This window comes from Megamonas funiformis (genome assembly GCF_010669225.1).
GTDB lineage: Bacteria > Bacillota > Negativicutes > Selenomonadales > Selenomonadaceae > Megamonas > Megamonas funiformis.
Genome location: NZ_CP048627.1, coordinates 1770824 through 1790989 on the forward strand (window position 1 = coordinate 1770824; position 20166 = coordinate 1790989).

Genomic DNA, 20166 nt, shown 5'->3' on the forward strand with positions numbered 1-20166 from the left:
ATGTTTAGATTTTTAACTGCTGGAGAATCTCATGGACAATGCTTAACAGCATTAGTTGAAGGAATTCCCGCTGGTCTTAAAATAAATCTTGATGAAATAAATAGACAAATGGCACGCCGTCAAAAAGGCTATGGTCGTGGTGGTCGTATGTCTATAGAAACGGATAAAGTAGATATCTTATCTGGTGTACGTTTTGGCGAAACAATGGGCGACCCTATTACTTTGCGTGTAGTGAATAAAGACTGGGAAAACTGGACTGACCGCATGTCTGTGATGGGTACACCTACATGGACTAAAGTTACAGCTGCTCGCCCAGGTCATGCAGATTATGTTGGTATCAAAAAATATAATCGTGAAGATATCCGCGACATTTTAGAACGCTCTAGTGCTAGGGAAACAGCTGCACGCGTAGCTGCTGGAGCTGTTGCTCGTCAATTTTTAGAAGCTTGTGGTATAAAAATCGTATCTCATGTAATCAATATCGGTGGTGTAAAAGCTAATACAGATAATATTGATTATGCTAATTTACAACCTAATGATAGCGACTTAAACTGCAACGATGCTCAAGCAGAAGATAAAATGCGCGAAGCAATTCGCGATGCTGGTCAAGCAGGCGATACTTTAGGCGGAACTTTTGAAGTTGTAGTCCAAAATATGCCAATCGGTGTAGGCAGTCATATTCAATGGGATAAACGCCTCGACATGCAACTTGCTGGAGCCATGATGTCCATTCAAGCTATCAAAGGCGTTGAAATCGGCGATGGTTTTGATTATGCAAATCATCCAGGCAGTCAATTACATGATGAAATGTTCTATAATGAAGATAAAACAGTTTATCGCAAAACAAATCATGCAGGTGGTATCGAAGGTGGTATGAGTAATGGCGAGCCTATTATTGTTCGCGCTTGTATGAAACCTATTCCTACACTTATGACACCACTTCATTCCATTGATATTGAAAGTAAACAAGAAGTTTTAGCTTGTAAAGAACGCAGTGATGTTTGTGCTGTTCAAGCAGCTTCTGTAGTTGGCGAAGCTATGGTTGCACTTGCTATCACTAAAGCTATGATTGACAAATTCGGCAGTGATTGCATGGTTGATGTCCTTCAAAATTTACAAGCTTATAACGAAAGAATAAAAGGATAGGATTAAAATGAAATCTAATATTGTACTTATAGGATTTATGGGCAGTGGAAAATCTATTACAGGTAAATTATTAGCTTATCGTTTAGGTTATAGTTTTGTAGATACAGATACAGCTATCGAACAAGAATACAAAACAAAAATAAAAGATATGTTTGCTAAAGAAGGCGAAGCAATATTTCGCCAACGTGAAACAGCTACTATCCAAAAATTAGCACAAAAAAGTCATCAAGTAATTTCTACAGGCGGTGGCGTTGCTACTAAAGAAACTGATATGCAAGAGCTTCGCAAAAATGGTATCGTTATAGCGCTGACAGCTATGCCACATACTATTTTAAAACGCACTGGAAATGATAAACGTCCTCTACTTGCCAAAAAAAGCAATGAAGAACGTTTAAAAACTATTATTGAACTTATGGCTAAACGTGCTCCATTTTACAAAAAAGCTGATTTAATCATAAAAACAGATGATACAACACCACTGCAAAATGTCGAAATCATTATGAAATACTTAAAGGGTGTGAAATAATGCGCATTGTTCCCGTAAATCTCAATGAAAAATCTTATAATATCTATATTGGTCATAATCTAGAAACAACTATCATTGATTTTTTTAAAGCACAAAAATATTCTCAGAAAGCTTTAATCATCACTGATACAAATATTGCTCCACTATATGCAGACAGTGTCAAAGACTTACTCACTAAAGCTGGTTTTAATGCCAAAATTGCTATCATTCCAGCTGGTGAACAATCTAAATCTTTATCCGTTGCAGAAACACTGTATACACAAGCAATTGAACAAGGTCTTGACCGCAAATCTCCTATCATTGCTCTAGGTGGTGGTGTCGTTGGTGATTTAGCTGGTTTCATTGCCGCTACCTTCATGCGTGGCGTTCCTTTCATTCAAATGCCAACTAGCCTACTTGCACAAGTTGACTCTAGTGTTGGTGGCAAAGTCGCTGTAAATCATGCTCTAGGCAAAAATCTCATTGGTGCTTTTTATCAGCCACAAGCCGTTTTCATGGATTTAGAAATGATGAAAACTTTACCTACTAGAGAGATTTCCACAGGCTTAGGCGAAGTCATTAAATATGGCTTTATCTATGACCATGATTTTTATACTTATTTAACTGAGCACCAACAAGAAATTCTTCAATTGAAGCCAGAAGCCCTAATTCATATCATTGCACGCTCTTGTGAAATAAAAGCAGATGTAGTATCTAAAGATGAATGTGAAGCTGGTCTTCGTGCCATCTTAAACTTTGGTCATACTTTAGGTCATGCTATTGAAAAAGAAACTAATTATGCCGTTTATAATCATGGAGAAGCAGTAGCTATCGGCATGGTTGGCGCTAGTAAATTAAGTTTTAAATTAGGCTTAATATCTCAAGATGTAGTTGATAAAATGTGTCAATTACTTGCAAATATGAACTTGCCACTTAAAGCTAAAAATTGTGATGCTCAAAAAATTTATCAAGATATTTTCCATGACAAAAAAACTGTTAACGGTAAAATTAATTGGGTTTTATTAGAAGATATCGGCAAAGTATGTATAAAAAAAGATGTTCCTGAAAAATTAGTCAAGGAAACTATTTTAGAAATACTGTAAAAACTTTATAAATAATGCTTTAACAAAACGAGTATTTTTTTCAAATTTGAATGAAATACTCGTTTTAATTTTAAATTCTAATTTAAATTTTTAAAAAATTGTAAAAACACTTGACAAAGTTACACAAAAGTATTATAAATTTATTTGTACAATAAATAATATTAATATTTTAATAAATGAATGCAAGTTATTTTTTTAACAAAGTATTAAATTTTATTTAGTTTATTAAGCATAGTTCCGGAGCTATCTTAAAATTTTATAATTTCCTAAAGAAGGTGTATCCTTATATGATTACTTTTTTTATTAGTTTAATCGCTCTTATTGTAGGTTTCATGATTTATGGTCGTTTTGTAGAAAAAGTTTTTGCTCCTTCACTAAAACCTACTCCTGCCATAACTCATAACGATGGTGTAGATTACATACCACTTCCAACATGGAAAGTTTTTATGATTCAATTATTAAACATTGCAGGTCTTGGTCCAATTTTTGGTGCCATTGCAGGTGCTCTCTGGGGTCCAGTTGTTTATTTTTGGATTGTAATTGGGACTATTTTCTCTGGTGCCGTTCATGATTATCTCTCTGGTATGATTTCCCTTCGTCATAATGGTGAAAGTATTTCAGAAATCGTAGGTATCTATCTTGGCGATACTATGAAAACTGTAATGCGTATTTTCTCCGTTATCCTTTTAGTCTTAGTAGGTACTGTATTTATGACAGGCCCTGCATTACTTCTTGCCAAACTCACTCCTGATTCTTTAGATGTTACTTTCTGGTTAGTAGTTGTACTCATTTATTATTTCTTAGCTACTTTATTACCTATCGATAAAATCATTGGTAAAATTTATCCACTTTTTGGTGCTTGCCTAATCATCATGGCAGTTGGTGTTTCTAGTGGTATTATCCTCGGTGGCTGGCAAATGCCAGAAATGACACTTCAAAATCTTCATCCAAAAGATTTACCTATTTGGCCATTAATGTTTATCACTGTTGCTTGCGGTGCTACATCTGGTTTCCATGCTACACAATCTCCACTCATGGCTCGTTGCATGAAAGAAGAAAAAAATGGTCGCGTTGTTTTCTATGGTGCTATGGTAGCTGAAGGTATTATCGCTCTTATCTGGGCATCTGCTGGTATCGCTTTCTATGAAACAACTGGTGGATTAGCTGCTGCTATCGCTAGTGCAGGTCCTGGTGGCGTTGTTTATGATGTATCCTTTGGTACATTAGGTACTGTTGGTGGTATTTTAGCTATGATTGGTGTTATCGCTTGTCCTATCACTTCTGGTGATACTGCATTTAGAAGCGCTCGTTATACACTTTCTGATTGGTTCAAAATCGATCAAGTTTCTTATACAAAACGTTTAGCTTTAGCTATTCCACTTCTTGGTATCGGTGGCATCTTATCTCAAATGAATTTTGATATCATTTGGCGTTATTTCTCTTGGGCAAACCAAACATTAGCTATGATTGCTCTTTGGACTGGTGCAATGTATCTTTGGAAACAAAATAAAGGTGGTTGGCAACATTATATCGCTGTAATTCCTGCCATTTTTATGACTATGGTTACTTTCACTTATATTCTCCAAGCTCCTGAAGGTTTTGGTTTACCAACTAGCATTACTTATCCTGCTGGTGTCATCATCACTATCTTTTGGGCTATAGTTTATTTCAAATCTACTATTTTCAAAAAATAAAATTGAAATATAAAAAACCTCCACTATTGTTTTTCAATAGTGGAGGTTTTATTTTTAGCTTAAAGTTTTATTTTTCGTCCAACTTTATATTCATGACGCAAATAATTTTGGCAATCGATCAATTCATCGCCTTCTTTTATTTCAGGCTTTTTATATGTTCCATCGCTACATAAAATTCTAGCTTTAAGATTATCTTTCCACATTATGCGTAAAGTATCATAAATGCTATTTTTTATTTTTTGGTCATAAATTGGTGCTGCTATTTCTACACGATTTTCTGTATTTCTAGTCATCCAGTCAGCAGAAGCTATATACATTTTCATATTTTCGCCTGTACCGAAGCAGAAAATACGAGAATGCTCTAAAAATCTACCTACTACACTTATAACTTCAATATTATCTGTTTTGCCCTCTATTCCTGGTAAAATACAGCAAATACCACGAATAATCATTTTTATCTTAACGCCAGATTGAGAAGCTTCTTTTAATGCATCTATTAACTGTCTATCTGTTAAAGAGTTCATTTTCAAGAAAATGCTTGTTTCTTCTCCAGCTTTAGCTTTTTCAATTTCTTCTTTAATTAAATCTAATAAAGTATTTTTTAGACTAACAGGTGCTACTAATAGATTTTTATATTCTCCATAGAGATTATCAATACCCATATTTTGGAAAAATTCTACAGCATCTTTACCTATATCTTCATTGCTAGTTATCAAGGAAATATCTGTATATAAAGAAGATGTAGAAGCATTATAGTTACCTGTACCTATTTGTGTAAAGTATTTTATGCCTGTTTTATCTTGTTTCATAACTAAGCAAATTTTGGAATGAACTTTATAGCCTTCCATACCATAAATAACTTTACAGCCAGCATCTTGTAAAAATTCTGCCCAGTTTATATTATTCTCTTCATCAAAACGAGCTCTAAGTTCCATCAAGACAGTTACATCTTTACCCATTTTAGCTGCCATTGATAAATAATTCATCAATTGGGCTCTATGACTTCCTACACGGTATAAAGTAATCTTTATAGCAAATACTTTTTCGTCCGTTACAGCTTCTTTAATGAATTTTAAGAAAATATCAAAGCTTTGATATGGATATTGTAACATTACATCATTATTTGCCACATAATCCATCACACTAGCATTTTCAGGAACACAGCAAATATGAGATGGTTCAAATGGTGGATACATCAAGCTATTTTTCTGTTCTTCATTAAATTTACTACCTAAGCTGAAAATATAAGATTTATTGATAGGAGATTTATAGATAAAAATTTGTTTTGATGTTATTTTAAATTGTTCTGTGGCATATTTCATCATTGTTGAATCTATATTGCCTTCTATTTCTAAACGAACAGGTGCAAGTCTTTGTCTTTTCAATAAGACTTCACGTGCATGTTCTAAGAAATCTTCCCCTAAATCTAATCGCTCATCATCTAAGCTAATATCTGCACTTCTAGTAACAGATAAAATTGCTGTATTTTCTACTTCATAGCCATCAAAAATTTTATCAGCATATGTAGCTATGATATCTTCTGTCATCACATAGCGAATTTTAGATTTATTTGGTATATATACGATTTTAGGTAAATTGCTAGGTACTGGAATAATTCCAAAAACCTTTTTCTTTTTGCGTGTTAAAATTATACCTACATATAACGCTTTATTTAATAAATGAGGAAATGGATGTCTTACATTTATAATTTGTGGAGATAAGAATGGGCTAATTTGATTGTCAAAATATGCTTTAACATAAGATTTATCTTTTTGATTTAAAGATTTTACTTTTTTACGTTCGATGCCATATGTTTTAAACTGTTTTTCCACAGTCGCAAAAATTTTATCAGCTTTTTGATTTAATTGTTTTGTAGCTACAAAGATTTTATCTAATTGCTGATTTGGTGTCATAAAGCTTTTATTATCAAAACCATTTGTATCCACAGAAGCCATTTCATATAGACTACCTACGCGTACTCGATAAAACTCATCTAAGTTACTAGCATAAATTGCTATAAATTTTAGTCTTTCATATAGAGGCACATTTTCATCTATAGCTTCTTCTAATACTCTATCATCAAAACGAAGCCATGATAATTCTCTATTTTGTGTATATGATGTATCTATCTTTTTATGCATTCTGTTCTCCCTCTTTAGTTAATACTTGCTTATATAAATATCCTTCACGTACACCTGCACGACTTACATAAATGCTTTGTACGTTAAAATATTTAACAATAGTATTTAAGATTATCATACCTGGCATAATTGTACGCACACGTTCAGGTACGACTTTTAATAATGTTTCTAAAGTTTCACGAGGTACTAATTTTTTATTTTCACGGTTTTCTAGTTTTTTAACCATCCAATTTAAATTTTCAGCAATGACAAAACGATTATTTTTACTTAAATCATAAAAATAACTATTTAATCTATCTACATTACGAATAGTTCCACCTACACCGCAAACATATGGACAATCACCCCATTGGTCTACATCGTAACGAACTATCATTTCTCTTACGCATTCTTCAATTTTTTTGCGTTCTTTTTTTGTTGGGAATAAATGTTTTACAAATTTTGTATACATGCTTAAAGAACCGATTGGTAAGCTTATAGAATTTTGTATTTGCATATTATTATACATAACTAATTCTGTACTACCGCCACCAATATCTACTAATAAACCACTTTTTAAATCAATAGTTCTAGCTGCACCAACAAAATCATATTCAGCTTCTTGAGCACCACTTAATAAATTAATAGCTAATCCTGTTCTATCTTCAATTTCACTAACTGCTGCTTGACTATTAGAAATATTTCTTAAAGATGCAGTAGCAAAAACATGTAAATTATTTACACCTAAATCTTTAGCTAATAAATTAAAACTATCCAAGATATAGCAAGCTCTATTGATACCGTCTGCTACCATCATACCATCTTGAATAAATGATGCTAATTCTGCCATTTCTTTTTTATTTAAAAGTACTCTTGGTTTACCACCTTCTACTTTATAAATAACAAGACGCATTGTATTTGAGCCAATATCTACAATACCATACATCTAAATCCCTCCTACTCTGTTTTAAGTATAATATTTTTTTATGCTAAATTCTATATATCCCCTCGTTTTTCCTTCACTATTTTACAAAAATATTACAAAATACAATCTTTTTACTAAAATAGACAAAAATAATAGCATTCTTCGTTTCACAACTTAGAATGCTGTATTTATAAATTTTATTTATTATCTACTTCAATAATAGATTAATTTTGCCTTTAATAATATTATAGTATAAAAATAAGAAAATTAAATATGAGAAATGTTAAATATTTGTAAAATTTTCTAAGCTTCTACTTCTATATTCTGCTTAAATAATTTAATTTGCTCATTTCTTATCCAATCACCAATCGCTTTGCCTTTCAAATTTGATGGACAATTCTTCATAGATACACTATGAATTTTTTGGAGATAACTATGATAATCTGCTAAATAATAGGGTAATGATTTACTATCTGCCAAAATCACACAATTAAAGCCAGCAAAGCCTAAAGGATTTTTCTCTACAATCAATAAAAAATCGACAATTTTTCCTACTTTTCCTAGTCTAGCTGCTCGCATATGTTCTTTGATGACAAATAATCCACCTTGCAGCCACTTTTTAGGAAGCGTCATGCGTTTATTCCATGCTTTTAATACGGCTAAACCTTTTTCTTCATGTCCATAATGATGAGGTAACATTTCTTTTGGCGTTACACCTTTGCCCAAATCATGCACAAGACCTGCAAAACGCACTGCGACATCATCAGTCATACCAGCAACTAAATCCACAATCTCCATAGTATGCTCAAACGCATCACCTTCTGGATGAAATGCTACAGGTTGAGTTTTCCCTATCAAGGCATAGATTTCTGGAAATAAGATTTCTAATAAATCCGCTTTCACTAAACTGCGGAAAAATACTGAAGGTTTCTTTGTTTTTAATGCACGTTGCAATTCATTAAAAATGCGTTCTTGTGGCTCTGATTTTATTTCCTCTTTACATGCTCGCATCAAATTTACAGTATCTTCATTGATTTTAAAATTCAATTCACAAGCCTGACGCGCAGCTCGAAGCGCTCTTACAGGGTCCTCTTTAAAATGATGTGATACTGCTTTGATATATCTTTTTTCAATATCCTCTCGTCCTTTATATGGGTCAATTATTTTTCCATCACGTACGCGGTAAGCTATGCTATTCATAGTCGTATCTCTACGATATAAATCTTCTTCAATCGTTACTTTTTCATCATAATCTACAATAAAGCCTGTATAACCTATACCTGTTTTTCTTTCCTTACGAGCAAAAGCTACTTCACATTCTTTGTCTTCAATTTTTACTAAATACACAGGAAAAGATTTTCCTACTTTTTTTGCCTTTGGAAAATTTTGTTTAAAATCTTCTTCTTTTACATGACAAATGACAAAATCTTTATCTTTAGGAATAACACCTCGTATTTTATCACGTACCCAACCACCTACAATATATAAAGTGCCACCTAAATCATCTATCTTCTGTGAAAATTCCATTTCATTCATAATTTTAAATCACCTACTTATAAAAAAACCCAGTTAGATATAATATCTACTGGGTTTTATTTTAATTTATTCTATTACCATAGCACCTTTATTATCAATATCTAATACTAAGTATTTAGAGCTAATATTATGTTTTGCAAAAGCCTCAACCATTGCTTTACCGATTTCTTCACCATTTTCTATCGTATAAGCAATAAGTGTTGGACCTGCTCCACTTATAGTTGTACCAAGTGCACCTTTAGAATTTGCTGCTGCAAATACATCATACATACCAGGAATTAAATCTGCTCTATATGGTTGATGTAATTTATCTGCAAAAGCACCTTTTAAAGCTTCTATTTTTCCTTGACAAATAGCTGCAATAATCATAGCTGTATGACCAATGTTAAAAATAGCATCTTTTAATGGCACTTCTTGTTTTAAAGCTGCTCTAGCTTTTTTAGTTGGTAAATAAAAGTCAGGTATAGCCACTACCATTTTTAAATCAAAATTTGGCATAAAAGATACATATTCTAATTTATAATCAGTTTTTGTGCTGACTGTTATTCCACCAAATAAAGCAGGTGCTACATTATCAGGGTGTCCTTCAATCTCAGTAGCTAACTCAAATATATCCTGTATAGAAAATCTATTATTCAAAAATACATTAGCTGCAAATAATCCCGCTACTATAGCAGTTGCACTACTGCCAAGACCACGTGATAGAGGCACATTATTTGTCATTTTTATATGTGCCCCTTGATATTTTTTCTCCAAGTGAGCTTTAACTAATAACTTTTCTATAGAGCACCATACCATATTTCTTTCATCACATGGTATATTTGTTGCTCCATCTCCATAAATTTCTATACATAAATTTTTTTCTTCTAAGAGTTTTAATTCCAATTCATTATAAATACTACAGGCAATACCCATAACATCAAAACCAGGGCCACAATTTGCTGTAGTTCCTGGAACTCTTACCTTGACAAAATCACTCATAATTAAGCCTCCTGAGACATTACTACTCGGATAATATTAGAAATTTCATGTACTACATCTAAATTATTTAAACGAACTTTGAGGTCTTCAATTTGATTATTATTTACATTATGAGTAATTGCTACTATTTCAGAAAATTCCCCTACTCTGCGTTTTTGAATTACAGAATATAAACTTACATTGCTTTCACCAAAAGCTGTAGCAATCGCACCTAATACACCAGGTTTATCTTCAACTAATAAGCGAATATAATATCCTGATAAAACTTTATCTGGTGGGCATAATTTCTTTTCTTCATAACAAGTACAACGTATTTTACCAAAACGGTCTTTACCCATATCACGTGCTACATCAATAATATCTGCTAAAACGGCTGAAGCAGTTGGTCTTTCACCTGCTCCTTTACCATAAAACATAGTATCGCCAACAGCGTTACCATGAATAAATATAGCATTAAACACATTGCGAACAGAAGCCAATGGATGATCCTTATCAATAAATGTCGGATGAACGCGAACATCTATACCATCTTCTGTATGTTTAGCTATAGCCAATAATTTTATAATATAGCCTAATTCTTTAGCGTAAGTTATATCTTCTGGTGTAATATTAGTAATACCTTCTACTTTTACATCTTCTAAACTTACGCGTGTATTAAATGCAATAGAAGATAAAATTGCTGCTTTTCTAGCGGCATCTAAACCAGCGACATCTGCTGTAGGATCTGCTTCTGCATAGCCTTTAGCTTGAGCTCTTGCTAATGCAGTATCATAATCCATACCTTGCTCTGTCATCTTAGTTAACATGTAATTAGTTGTACCATTTACAATACCAATTAATTCTGTGATTTTATTCGCAGTTAAACATTGTTTTAATGGAGTGATAATCGGTATGCCACCTGCTACACTTGCTTCAAACATAAAATCTACATCATGTTTTTCCGCCGCATCAAACATATCTTTACCAAACTGTGCTAAAACATCTTTATTTGCTGTAACTACATGTTTGCCATTTTCCATAGCTTTTAACATATATTCACGTGCTGGATGTATACCACCTAATAATTCTACAACAATATCAATACTTTCATCATTTAAGATATCATCAATATTATCTGTAAAAACAACATCTCCATTAAAATCACGTTTTTTGTTTAAATTGCGAACTAAAACTTTGCTCACTTCGATATCATTGCCAATTTTTGCTCTGATATCATGATAATTTTCTTGTAAAACTTTTAAAACACCTGTACCTACTGTGCCACAACCTAATAAACCTAATTTTATCTTCTTTGCCATAAATATCCCTCTCTCAAGACTAGACTTTTAAACTTGACCAATAACCTCTAAACGTCTTACGCCGTTCACAAGACGCAATTTATCGAGCAATGCTTCAAGGTCAATATTCATATTTTTAGTTTCAATAGAAATTGTTGCTACTGCTACTCCTTGAAGAGGAATACCTTGGTTAATAGTCAATACGTTTCCTTTATCTTCAGAAATCATATTTAACACATTAGAAAGTACTCCCTGTTTATTATCAAGAACAAAAGAAACAGAAACAATTTTATTGATACTTGCTTCATAAAATGGTAAAACAAAGTCTTTATATTTATAATAAGCACTACGGCTTAAACCCATTTTAGAAACGGCATCATTTATAGTCATATTATCATGACGACGTAACATTTCTTTTACCTTGATTGTTTTTTTGATTGCAGAAGGTAAAATATCTTCTTTTACTAAATAGTATCCTGAATCTTTTTTTGTCATTATTAAATCCTCCGTACTTTTACAATGGATAATATTCTTTTTATAGCAGACATTATATCATTTTATCGCCATAATAGCAAAGGGTATTATTAAGTTTTAGATAAATTATCTATGACCTGCTTTTATTTTATTTTCATTTCCATTTAAAAGACGTACTATATTTGTTTTGTGGCGGTAAATAACAAATATAGCTGCTACTATACCGAAAATGACAAACTCCATAGGCATATCAAAAGCATAGGCTAAGATTGGTACAAACGCTGCTGCAACGATTGAAGCAAGTGATACATATTTACTAATCATTACAATTATAAGCCAAATAAAAAAGACACAGACAGATACTTTTGGCATCAACATAATCAATACACCAAGTCCTGTTGCTACGCCTTTTCCACCTTTTAATTTTAAAAATATGGAGGCAGAATGACCTACTATTGCTAATATACCACCTAAAATCATAGCCATAGCACTACCAACTAAAGTCATGCCTAGATACACGCCTAATAAGCCTTTTATTAAATCAGCTAAAAATATGACAAATCCAGGAAATTTTCCTAAAGTACGCCAAGCATTAGTAGCACCAATATTTTTACTACCATGTTCACGTAAATCTACATGCCAAATTCCTTTTCCTAAAACCAAGCCACTTGGAATAGAACCAATGACATAACTACAGATTATTACTATAAGAAAATTAAATTCCATTATTCATCATCTTCCTCTTTTCTTCCACGAACTACTAATTTAAGAGGAGTTCCTTCAAAACCAAAACTTTCTCTTAGTTTGTTTTCTAAGAAACGCAAATAGGAAAAATGCATCAATTCTGGGTCATTAACAAATACCAAGAATTTTGGTGGTTTAATATCGGCTTGAGTCATAAAGTAAATTTTTAATTGTTTACCTTTATGAGATGGTGGTGGATTGATAGAAACAGCGTCCATTACTAATTGATTTAATACGCTTGTCTGTACACGCATAGCTTGTTGTTCAGCTACATATTTTACAAGGTCAACTACACGATGTACACGCTGTTTTGTAAGTGCAGAAGTGTATAAAACTGGTGCATATTGTAAAAATCCAAGTTCATCACGAATATCTTCAGTAAAACGCAAAGAAGTTTTATCATCTTTTTCAATTAAATCCCATTTATTAACAACAATGATACAACCTTTACCAGATTCATGAGCATAACCTGCAATTTTTTTGTCTTGTTCTGTTACACCTTCTGGTGCAGAAATTACCATTAAAACTACATCTGCTCTATCTACAGCACGAAGAGAACGCATTACGCTATAACGCTCAATAGGCATATCAATTTTACCTTTACGTCTCATACCAGCAGTATCAATCAAAGTAAAATGTGTATTGCCATCATCAAATTTTGTATCAATGGCATCACGAGTAGTTCCTGCTACATCACTTACGATTACACGTTCTTGACCTAATAGAGCATTTACTAAAGAAGATTTACCTACATTTGGTCTACCGATAACGGCAATGCGAATTTCATCATGTTCGATATCATCTTCTAAATCTTTAGGGAAATTAGCTACTATTTCATCTAATAAATCGCCTACATTCAAAGCATTTGCAGCAGAAATACCGATTGGTTCGCCAAGTCCTAAATTATAAAATTCATATACATCTAAATGCTGTTTTGGACTGTCAATTTTATTTACAGCGACAATAACAGGTTTTCTTGTATTTCTTAAGATATGACCTATTTCTTCATCATCATGAGTCATTCCTGTACGACCATCAACCATAAATACAATTACATCAGCTTCTTCAATTGCTAAACGTGCTTGTTGACGCATGGAAGCTAAAATTTTACCTTCCCCGTCATTTTCAAGTTCAATCCCGCCAGTATCAATCATTGTGAATTGATGATTTAACCATTCAGCGTCCATATAAATTCTATCTCTAGTAACACCTGGAAAATCTTCAACAATGGATACTCTCTTTTTACCTATTTGATTAAAAAACGTAGATTTACCTACATTAGGGCGTCCTACAATAGCTACTATTGGTTTACTCAAATTCTTCACCTCATCAATAATATTATTTTGCAAAACTCATTTATTATATACCGTCATCATTATTTTGTATAGCTAGCATTTGATTGCCATGTATAAATAGCTTTGCTTCGTTCACATTTTATGTTATGCCAATCAGCCAACAAATTCTTTAACATGATGGCATCGCTGGCAACTTTGACTTCTTCATCAGGAAAAGCTTTTTTAATATCCTCTAAAGTATAATCATCTAAGAAAATATCTTCACCTTCACGAAGTGCACAGCTTGGAATAATAATACCATCTCTATTAGCTTTATTCTGCTTTAGATTTTTTATGATATCCTGACCTGTCAATAATCCTGTAACAGTTACTTCATGACCAAAAAATTCATTTTCTAAAGCTAATACATTAGCATTTAAATTATCTATATTCAATTCATCAACTAAATTTTTAATCACTTTTCCTGCTGATTTTCCACAGATAATATCTAAATTTAAAGGTTTTTGATAATTATTTGGATTAATCTTTGTCTCTTTCCATTGTTCAATGAAATTACGTGTAAGACCTATACCATTATCAAGCTGTGGAAAACCATCATATTCTTCAGCTTTTGGCAATGGTTCACCAGCCAACAGATAAAATTCATCACTTAAATAAATAAAATTCTTACCTGTTTGTTTGCGCATTTTTTCTTGCCAATAGCGTACTTGCTCGATGACTTTTGTAGCACCTTGTGCATCAAATGTTTTAAGTGGATAACAATTTTCTCTAAATTTAGTAAGACCTACTGGCACAATACCTAAAGTTTTTGCATATGGCTGCATACTGATGATATCTTGAATTGTTCTATCTAATTCCGCGCCATCATTTAATCCTGGGCATAATACCACTTGTGTATGATATTCCACATCAGCCTCATTTAATTTAGCCAATTGTTCCATGATTAATTCACCACGTTTTGTTCTGAGCATTTCTCCACGAAGTTTTGGATTAGTTGTATGCACAGAAATATATAATGGTGATAAATGTAATCTGTGTATTCTCTCTAAATCACGAGGTCCCATATTCGTCATAGTAACAAAATTCCCATAAAGGAAAGATAAACGATAATCGTCATCTTTTATATACAAGGAATCACGCATGTTAGGAGCTACTTGATCCACAAAACAAAAATAACAATTATTAGCACATTGGCGAATTTTACCAAATACAGCTGATTCAAATTCTGCCCCAAGCTCTTCATCTATATCTTTTTCAAAAGCAATTATTTCTTGCTCTCCATTTTCATGTTCTATTAACATTTCAATTTCTTCATCTGCTAAAGCAAAACTTAAATCAATAATATCTGTCAATTCTTGTTCATTTATAGATATTATTTTATCACCAAGTACTAATTCTAATTCTTCAGCTAAACTTCCTTGATGTATAGCTGATATGATACCGCCTTTAGCCAATCAAATCACCTCTTTTATCTTATTTTTATGTTAATTATACAATTTATCAAGTCAGAAAAAAAGAGTGATGATTTCCACCACTCTTTTTGCATTAAATATTAAATAATTATTCGTTTACTTCGTCGCCGATTGTAACAGCTGTGTTATCTTGTTTTGCTAAGAAATCTTGATATTCAGCTTTTTCAGCGTCTTGTTGCACTTTTGTAATGCTAAGAGCAACTTTTTTATTATCCATATCTACATGAATAACTTTTACAGTAACTTCATCGCCAACACTTACAGCTTCAGAAGCTTTTGTAATGTGTTTTGGAGAAAGTTCACGCATACGAATTAAACCATCAAAACCAGGTTCAATTTCCATAAATGCACCAAAATCTGTTAATTTTACGATTTTGCCTTTTACATAAGAACCTACTGGATATTTTTCTGCTTTATCGAACCAAGGATCACGAACAGTATCTTTAATGCTTAAAGAAATACGTTTTGTTTCTGGGTCAAAAGCTTTTACTAAAACTTCTACTTCTTGACCAACGGATAATACGTCTGCTGGATTTTTGATATGATCCCAAGAAAGATCAGAGATATGTGCAAGTCCATCAACACCACCGATATCAATAAATGCACCATAATCTACTAAACGTTTTACAACACCTGCACGTTTTTCACCTTCAACAATGCTTGCTAAAGCTTCTTCACGTTTTTGTTCACGTTGTGCTTCAAGAACGCTACGACGAGAAAGAACGAGGCGTTGTTTTTTAGGGTCTGCTTCCATAATTTCAACTTCAACTTTTTGACCTACAAATTCATTTAAATCTTTGACAAAATGAAGTGCAATCTGAGAAGCAGGAATAAATCCACGAAGACCAAAAGCAGTAGTGAGTAAACCACCTTTTACAACCTGAAGAATTTCTACTTCAATGATTTGTTTTTCTTCTTTAACTTTTTCTACTTTTTCCCATGCAACTAAACGGTCTGCACGAGTTTTGGAAAGAATTAATCCATTTTCTCCGCCTAAAGCAACTACATATACATTAATTTTGTCGCCAACTTTAACTACATCTGTAGCAGCTTCTGGTTCTGGATAAGCTAATTCTTTTTTTGCGATAGGAATTTCTGTTTTATAACCGATATCAACATACGCTTCATCACGGTTAACTAAAACCACAGTACCTTCTATAACTTCATGTGGATTAAATTCCTTCATAGATTCTTCTGCTAATAAGCTTGCCATGTCTTGCACTTTTCATATACCTCCTTGATAATCCAGTCAGGTGTAGATGCACCTGCTGTAATACCAATTTTTTTAATATTATTGAACCAATCATCATGTAATTCATCAACCGTTTCTATATGATGTGTTACACAATGCTCGGTGCATAATTGCGCTAATCGAGTTGTATTAGCACTATTGCGACCACCAACAACAATCATCATATCTACTTCTTTAGATAATTTTATCGCAGCAGACTGACGTTTATCTGTGGCTGTGCAAATTGTTCTTAAAATCCTGATATCATAAGATTTAGTTAATAAAATATTAACAATCTCACTAAAGGCTTTTGCTGAAAATGTTGTTTGCGCTACAATACCCAATTTAGATACAAAAGCTATATTTTCAGCTTCTTCTTGTGAACCAATAACTAATGAATTTTTACCAGCCCACTCTTTAATACTTTTTACCTCAGGATGATTTTTTTCGCCTATAATAATAACTTTGAAGCCTTCATCAGCTAGCGTTTTGGCTGACATTTGAGCTTTCTTAACATGTGGACAAGTAGCATCTGCAAGCTCTAGCCCTTTTGCTTTTATCGCATCATATATGCTTGGACCTACACCATGAGAGCGAATTATTATTTTCCCATTCTCCATTTCATCAACTGATTCTACTATTCCGATACCTTCATCAGCTAATGATTTTACCATTTGCGGATTATGAATTATTGGTCCTAAAGTGCAAACTTTTTTTGATAAATCAATATTATCTTTAGCAGTTTTTATTGCTCTTTTTACACCATAACAAAATCCATAATCGTCAGCTAAAATTACTTCCAAAATTTATCACCATCAAAAATTATATTACTAAGCTTACCATATAGTATACCATACTATGCTATCTTTATTCTACTTTATTTTTAGCATTGACGCAATTTCTTGCATTATTTTTTCAGTAAATTCTTGTAAATTTTCTTTATCCACTTTTTCTGCTTCAAAAGTCATAGGTTTTCCATAAATTAAAGTTATTTTTCTAAACGGTCTTAATTTAAATGTTCCTTGTATTGCTACAGGAATAACTGTTGCTTTTGATTTTGCGGCAATAAGTGCTACCCCTGGTGCACCCTTGTGTAATTTTCCATCTTTACTTCTAGTACCTTCAGGAAACATACATATACACTCTTTTGCTTCTAACATCTGCAATGCTGTTTTTATTGCAGCTCTATCTGAAGCACCTCTTTTTACAGGAAAAGTATGCACATTTTCTAAAATATTTTTCAATATCGGCACTTTAAACAACTCTTCTTTAGCCATATAAGCCAAATGACGAGGTATGAATGTTCCTACCAGTGGAGGATCCCAGTTGCTTAAATGATTAGCAGCTAAAATTACAGCTCCTTCTTTAGGTATATTTTCTTTTCCTTTGACTGTTGTAGGAAAAATAACAGAATAAATAAATGTAAATATTATTCTAAGTAATCCATATAACATAATTAAAAATCCTCAAATTATAAATTCACAAAAATAGCCTTAAGCATTAGCTAATCTTATAATTTCTTGTAAAACTTCATCAATAGTCATTTTTGTTGTATCTAATAAAATAGCATCGTCTGCTTTTTTCAATGGAGAAACTTCTCTTTGCATATCAGCTTCATCTCTAGCTATAATATCTTTTTTTATTTCTTCTACATCTACATCATAGCCTTTTTCTCTCATTTCTTTGGCTCTGCGATTTGCTCTTTCATCAGCAGAAGCTGTTAAATAAATTTTTAAATCAGCATTAGGAAGTACACATGTTCCAATATCTCTACCATCCATCAATACAGAGCCATCTTGTGCCATTTTACGTTGAAGTTCTACCATTTTTTGACGAACTTCACTAATTGCTGCTACCTGTGATACTAAAGCTGTTACTTCTGGTGTTCTAATCGCTGTACTTACATCTTGTTCATTTACAAAAATGAGCATATTTCCATTATCATCATACGCCAATCGTACATTAATATCTTCAATTACAGATAAAACTTGTGCTGTATTTACAGGCACTTGATATTTTTGCAATACAAGCCAAGCTACACCTCTATACATCGCACCAGTATCAATATAAATATAATTTAATTTTTTAGCTGCCATTTTCGCTATGGTAGATTTACCTGCTCCCGCTGGACCATCAATAGCAATTACAGATTTCTTCATCATTCTCACCTATATAAAATTTGTAAATTATTCAAAACGAGTTAATATCTCATAAAAAGTTGGATAGGAAATATTTACACATTCACTATTTTCAATTTCAATACCTACACCACTAGCTCCTAATATTGCAAGTGCCATGGCAATTCTATGATCATTATGAGAATTACATACAGCTTTTTGTAAATTATTTCTTTGACTGCCAGTGATTATTAAGCCATCTTGAGTTCCTTTTATGCATGGACAAACTTTGTTAAATTCATCTGTGATAACTTGCAATCTATCTGTTTCTTTTACACGTAATTCACCAGCACCTGTAATAATAGTTTCACCTTCTGCAAACATACTAGCTACAGTGATAATAGGAATTTCATCAATAAGTCTAGGCATGATATCTGCACCAAAGCTTGTACCATGTAATTTAGCATAACGCACACGAATATCAGCAATAGGTTCTACTTCATCGCGAACATTTAAAAGTTCAATATTAGCTCCCATAGCTTTTAATACATCAATAATTCCTGTACGTGTTTCATTTATACCTACATCTTTTAAAATAATATCGCTATCTTCGATAATTGAACCAGCTACAAGCCAAAAAGCAGCTGAAGAAATATCACCTGGTACATGAATTTCTTTTGGAGCTGTCATTTTTTCCACTTTACTAATTGTTATACTTGTGCCAGATTTTTCTAATTTTACGCCAAAACCTTCAAGCATACGTTCTGTATGATCTCTAGAAGTATATGGCTCAGTTACTGTAGTTTTGCCTTCAGCATTCATGCCAGCGAGTAAAATAGCAGATTTCACCTGCGCACTAGCCATTGGCATTTGATAATCAATACCTTGTAAACTTTCTTTTGCAGGAATTACAGTTATAGGCAATAATTTATTTTCTTTTCTTCCTACAATATTAGCCCCCATTTGGCTCAATGGGTTAATTACCCTTCCCATAGGACGACGACTAAGTGAAGCATCACCTGTAAAAGTAGTTAAAAATTTTTGACCTGCCAATATTCCCATCATTAAACGAAGTGTTGTGCCTGAATTTCCAGCATCAATTATACTTTGCGGTTCTTGAAGTCCATGAAAACCATTACCTTTTACAATCAAAGTATTTTCATCTAATTCTTTAACTTTTACACCTAAAGCTCTCATACAATTAACAGTAGACATACAATCTGCTGCATGTAAAAAATTAGTGATTTTTACTTCACTATCACAAAGACCAGCAAACATTACACTGCGATGTGATACTGATTTATCTCCAGGTATTAAAATTTCTCCTTTTAATCCTGTTTTTATCGGTTGAATTTCTTTTAAAGCCCCCATAACTTCAAACCTTTCTTTAACAAATTTAATTATTTTAAGCATAATTATAACACTATAGCACGATAATTGTAAAAATTTTTATATTTACATCTTTATTACTAAAATTTATTACTTAGATAAAATATTTATCATAAAAATTTTAAAATCTATAGTTAAATTTATGCTTTTAATCATT

18 protein-coding genes are annotated in these 20166 nt (G+C 32.5%); 4 read left to right on the plus strand and 14 right to left on the minus strand.

Annotation, left to right across the window (positions count from 1 at the left end; genetic code table 11):
* The 4 genes from aroC (at position 1) to GXM21_RS08975 (ending at position 4448) form a co-directional block, all read left to right on the plus strand.
* Complete coding sequence (gene aroC / locus GXM21_RS08960) at positions 1-1146, plus strand: chorismate synthase (protein WP_008537293.1); 1146 nt, start codon at positions 1-3, stop codon at positions 1144-1146.
* A 7-nt stretch (positions 1147-1153) separates the two neighbouring features.
* Positions 1154-1672, plus strand: coding sequence for a shikimate kinase (locus GXM21_RS08965; protein WP_008537292.1), 519 nt, complete (start codon positions 1154-1156; stop codon positions 1670-1672).
* Positions 1672-2754, plus strand: a complete 1083-nt coding sequence (aroB, locus tag GXM21_RS08970; protein ID WP_008537290.1) for a 3-dehydroquinate synthase — start codon at positions 1672-1674, stop codon at positions 2752-2754. Before GXM21_RS08965 ends, aroB begins: the two co-directional genes overlap by 1 nt.
* 287 nt (positions 2755-3041) lie before the next feature.
* Positions 3042-4448, plus strand: coding sequence for a carbon starvation CstA family protein (locus GXM21_RS08975; protein ID WP_008537289.1), 1407 nt, complete (start codon positions 3042-3044; stop codon positions 4446-4448).
* A 59-nt stretch (positions 4449-4507) separates the two neighbouring features.
* Here GXM21_RS08975 and ppk1 read toward each other — a convergent pair whose 3' ends face one another.
* The 14 genes from ppk1 to aroA form a co-directional block, all read right to left on the minus strand.
* Positions 4508-6589 carry a polyphosphate kinase 1 gene (gene ppk1 / locus GXM21_RS08980; protein WP_008537288.1) on the minus strand — a complete coding sequence of 694 codons (2082 nt, stop codon included), beginning with the start codon at positions 6587-6589 and terminating at the stop codon, positions 4508-4510.
* Positions 6582-7514, minus strand: a complete 933-nt coding sequence (locus tag GXM21_RS08985; RefSeq protein WP_008537287.1) for a Ppx/GppA phosphatase family protein — start codon at positions 7512-7514, stop codon at positions 6582-6584. Before GXM21_RS08985 ends, ppk1 begins: the two co-directional genes overlap by 8 nt.
* Positions 7515-7796: 282 nt before the next feature.
* The gene (locus tag GXM21_RS08990) at positions 7797-9029 is read right to left on the minus strand and encodes a tRNA nucleotidyltransferase/poly(A) polymerase-related protein (protein ID WP_008537286.1); all 1233 of its coding nucleotides are present in this window, start codon (positions 9027-9029) and stop codon (positions 7797-7799) included.
* 66 nt (positions 9030-9095) lie between these two features.
* The gene (thrB, locus tag GXM21_RS08995; protein ID WP_008537285.1) at positions 9096-10010 is read right to left on the minus strand and encodes a homoserine kinase; all 915 of its coding nucleotides are present in this window, start codon (positions 10008-10010) and stop codon (positions 9096-9098) included.
* A 2-nt stretch (positions 10011-10012) separates the two neighbouring features.
* Positions 10013-11308, minus strand: coding sequence for a homoserine dehydrogenase (locus GXM21_RS09000; protein WP_008537284.1), 1296 nt, complete (start codon positions 11306-11308; stop codon positions 10013-10015).
* Between the two features lie 27 nt (positions 11309-11335).
* A complete protein-coding gene (locus tag GXM21_RS09005; RefSeq protein ID WP_008537283.1) occupies positions 11336-11782 on the minus strand; it encodes an ACT domain-containing protein in 447 nt (148 codons plus the stop codon).
* A gap of 105 nt (positions 11783-11887) precedes the next feature.
* Positions 11888-12487 carry a glycerol-3-phosphate 1-O-acyltransferase PlsY gene (gene plsY / locus GXM21_RS09010; RefSeq protein WP_008537282.1) on the minus strand — a complete coding sequence of 200 codons (600 nt, stop codon included), beginning with the start codon at positions 12485-12487 and terminating at the stop codon, positions 11888-11890.
* Complete coding sequence (gene der / locus GXM21_RS09015; RefSeq protein WP_008537281.1) at positions 12487-13821, minus strand: ribosome biogenesis GTPase Der; 1335 nt, start codon at positions 13819-13821, stop codon at positions 12487-12489. Before der ends, plsY begins: the two co-directional genes overlap by 1 nt.
* Positions 13822-13880: 59 nt before the next feature.
* Positions 13881-15254, minus strand: coding sequence for a DUF512 domain-containing protein (locus GXM21_RS09020; protein WP_008537280.1), 1374 nt, complete (start codon positions 15252-15254; stop codon positions 13881-13883).
* A 106-nt stretch (positions 15255-15360) separates the two neighbouring features.
* Positions 15361-16485, minus strand: coding sequence for a 30S ribosomal protein S1 (gene rpsA / locus GXM21_RS09025; protein WP_039881346.1), 1125 nt, complete (start codon positions 16483-16485; stop codon positions 15361-15363).
* Positions 16470-17306, minus strand: coding sequence for a 4-hydroxy-3-methylbut-2-enyl diphosphate reductase (ispH, locus tag GXM21_RS09030; RefSeq protein ID WP_008537277.1), 837 nt, complete (start codon positions 17304-17306; stop codon positions 16470-16472). Before ispH ends, rpsA begins: the two co-directional genes overlap by 16 nt.
* A 69-nt stretch (positions 17307-17375) precedes the next feature.
* A complete protein-coding gene (locus GXM21_RS09035) occupies positions 17376-17957 on the minus strand; it encodes a lysophospholipid acyltransferase family protein (RefSeq protein WP_008537275.1) in 582 nt (193 codons plus the stop codon).
* A gap of 39 nt (positions 17958-17996) precedes the next feature.
* The gene (gene cmk, locus GXM21_RS09040; RefSeq protein WP_008537274.1) at positions 17997-18662 is read right to left on the minus strand and encodes a (d)CMP kinase; all 666 of its coding nucleotides are present in this window, start codon (positions 18660-18662) and stop codon (positions 17997-17999) included.
* Between the two features lie 27 nt (positions 18663-18689).
* A complete protein-coding gene (gene aroA / locus GXM21_RS09045; RefSeq protein WP_008537273.1) occupies positions 18690-19991 on the minus strand; it encodes a 3-phosphoshikimate 1-carboxyvinyltransferase in 1302 nt (433 codons plus the stop codon).
* Positions 19992-20166: the final 175 nt, after the last annotated feature.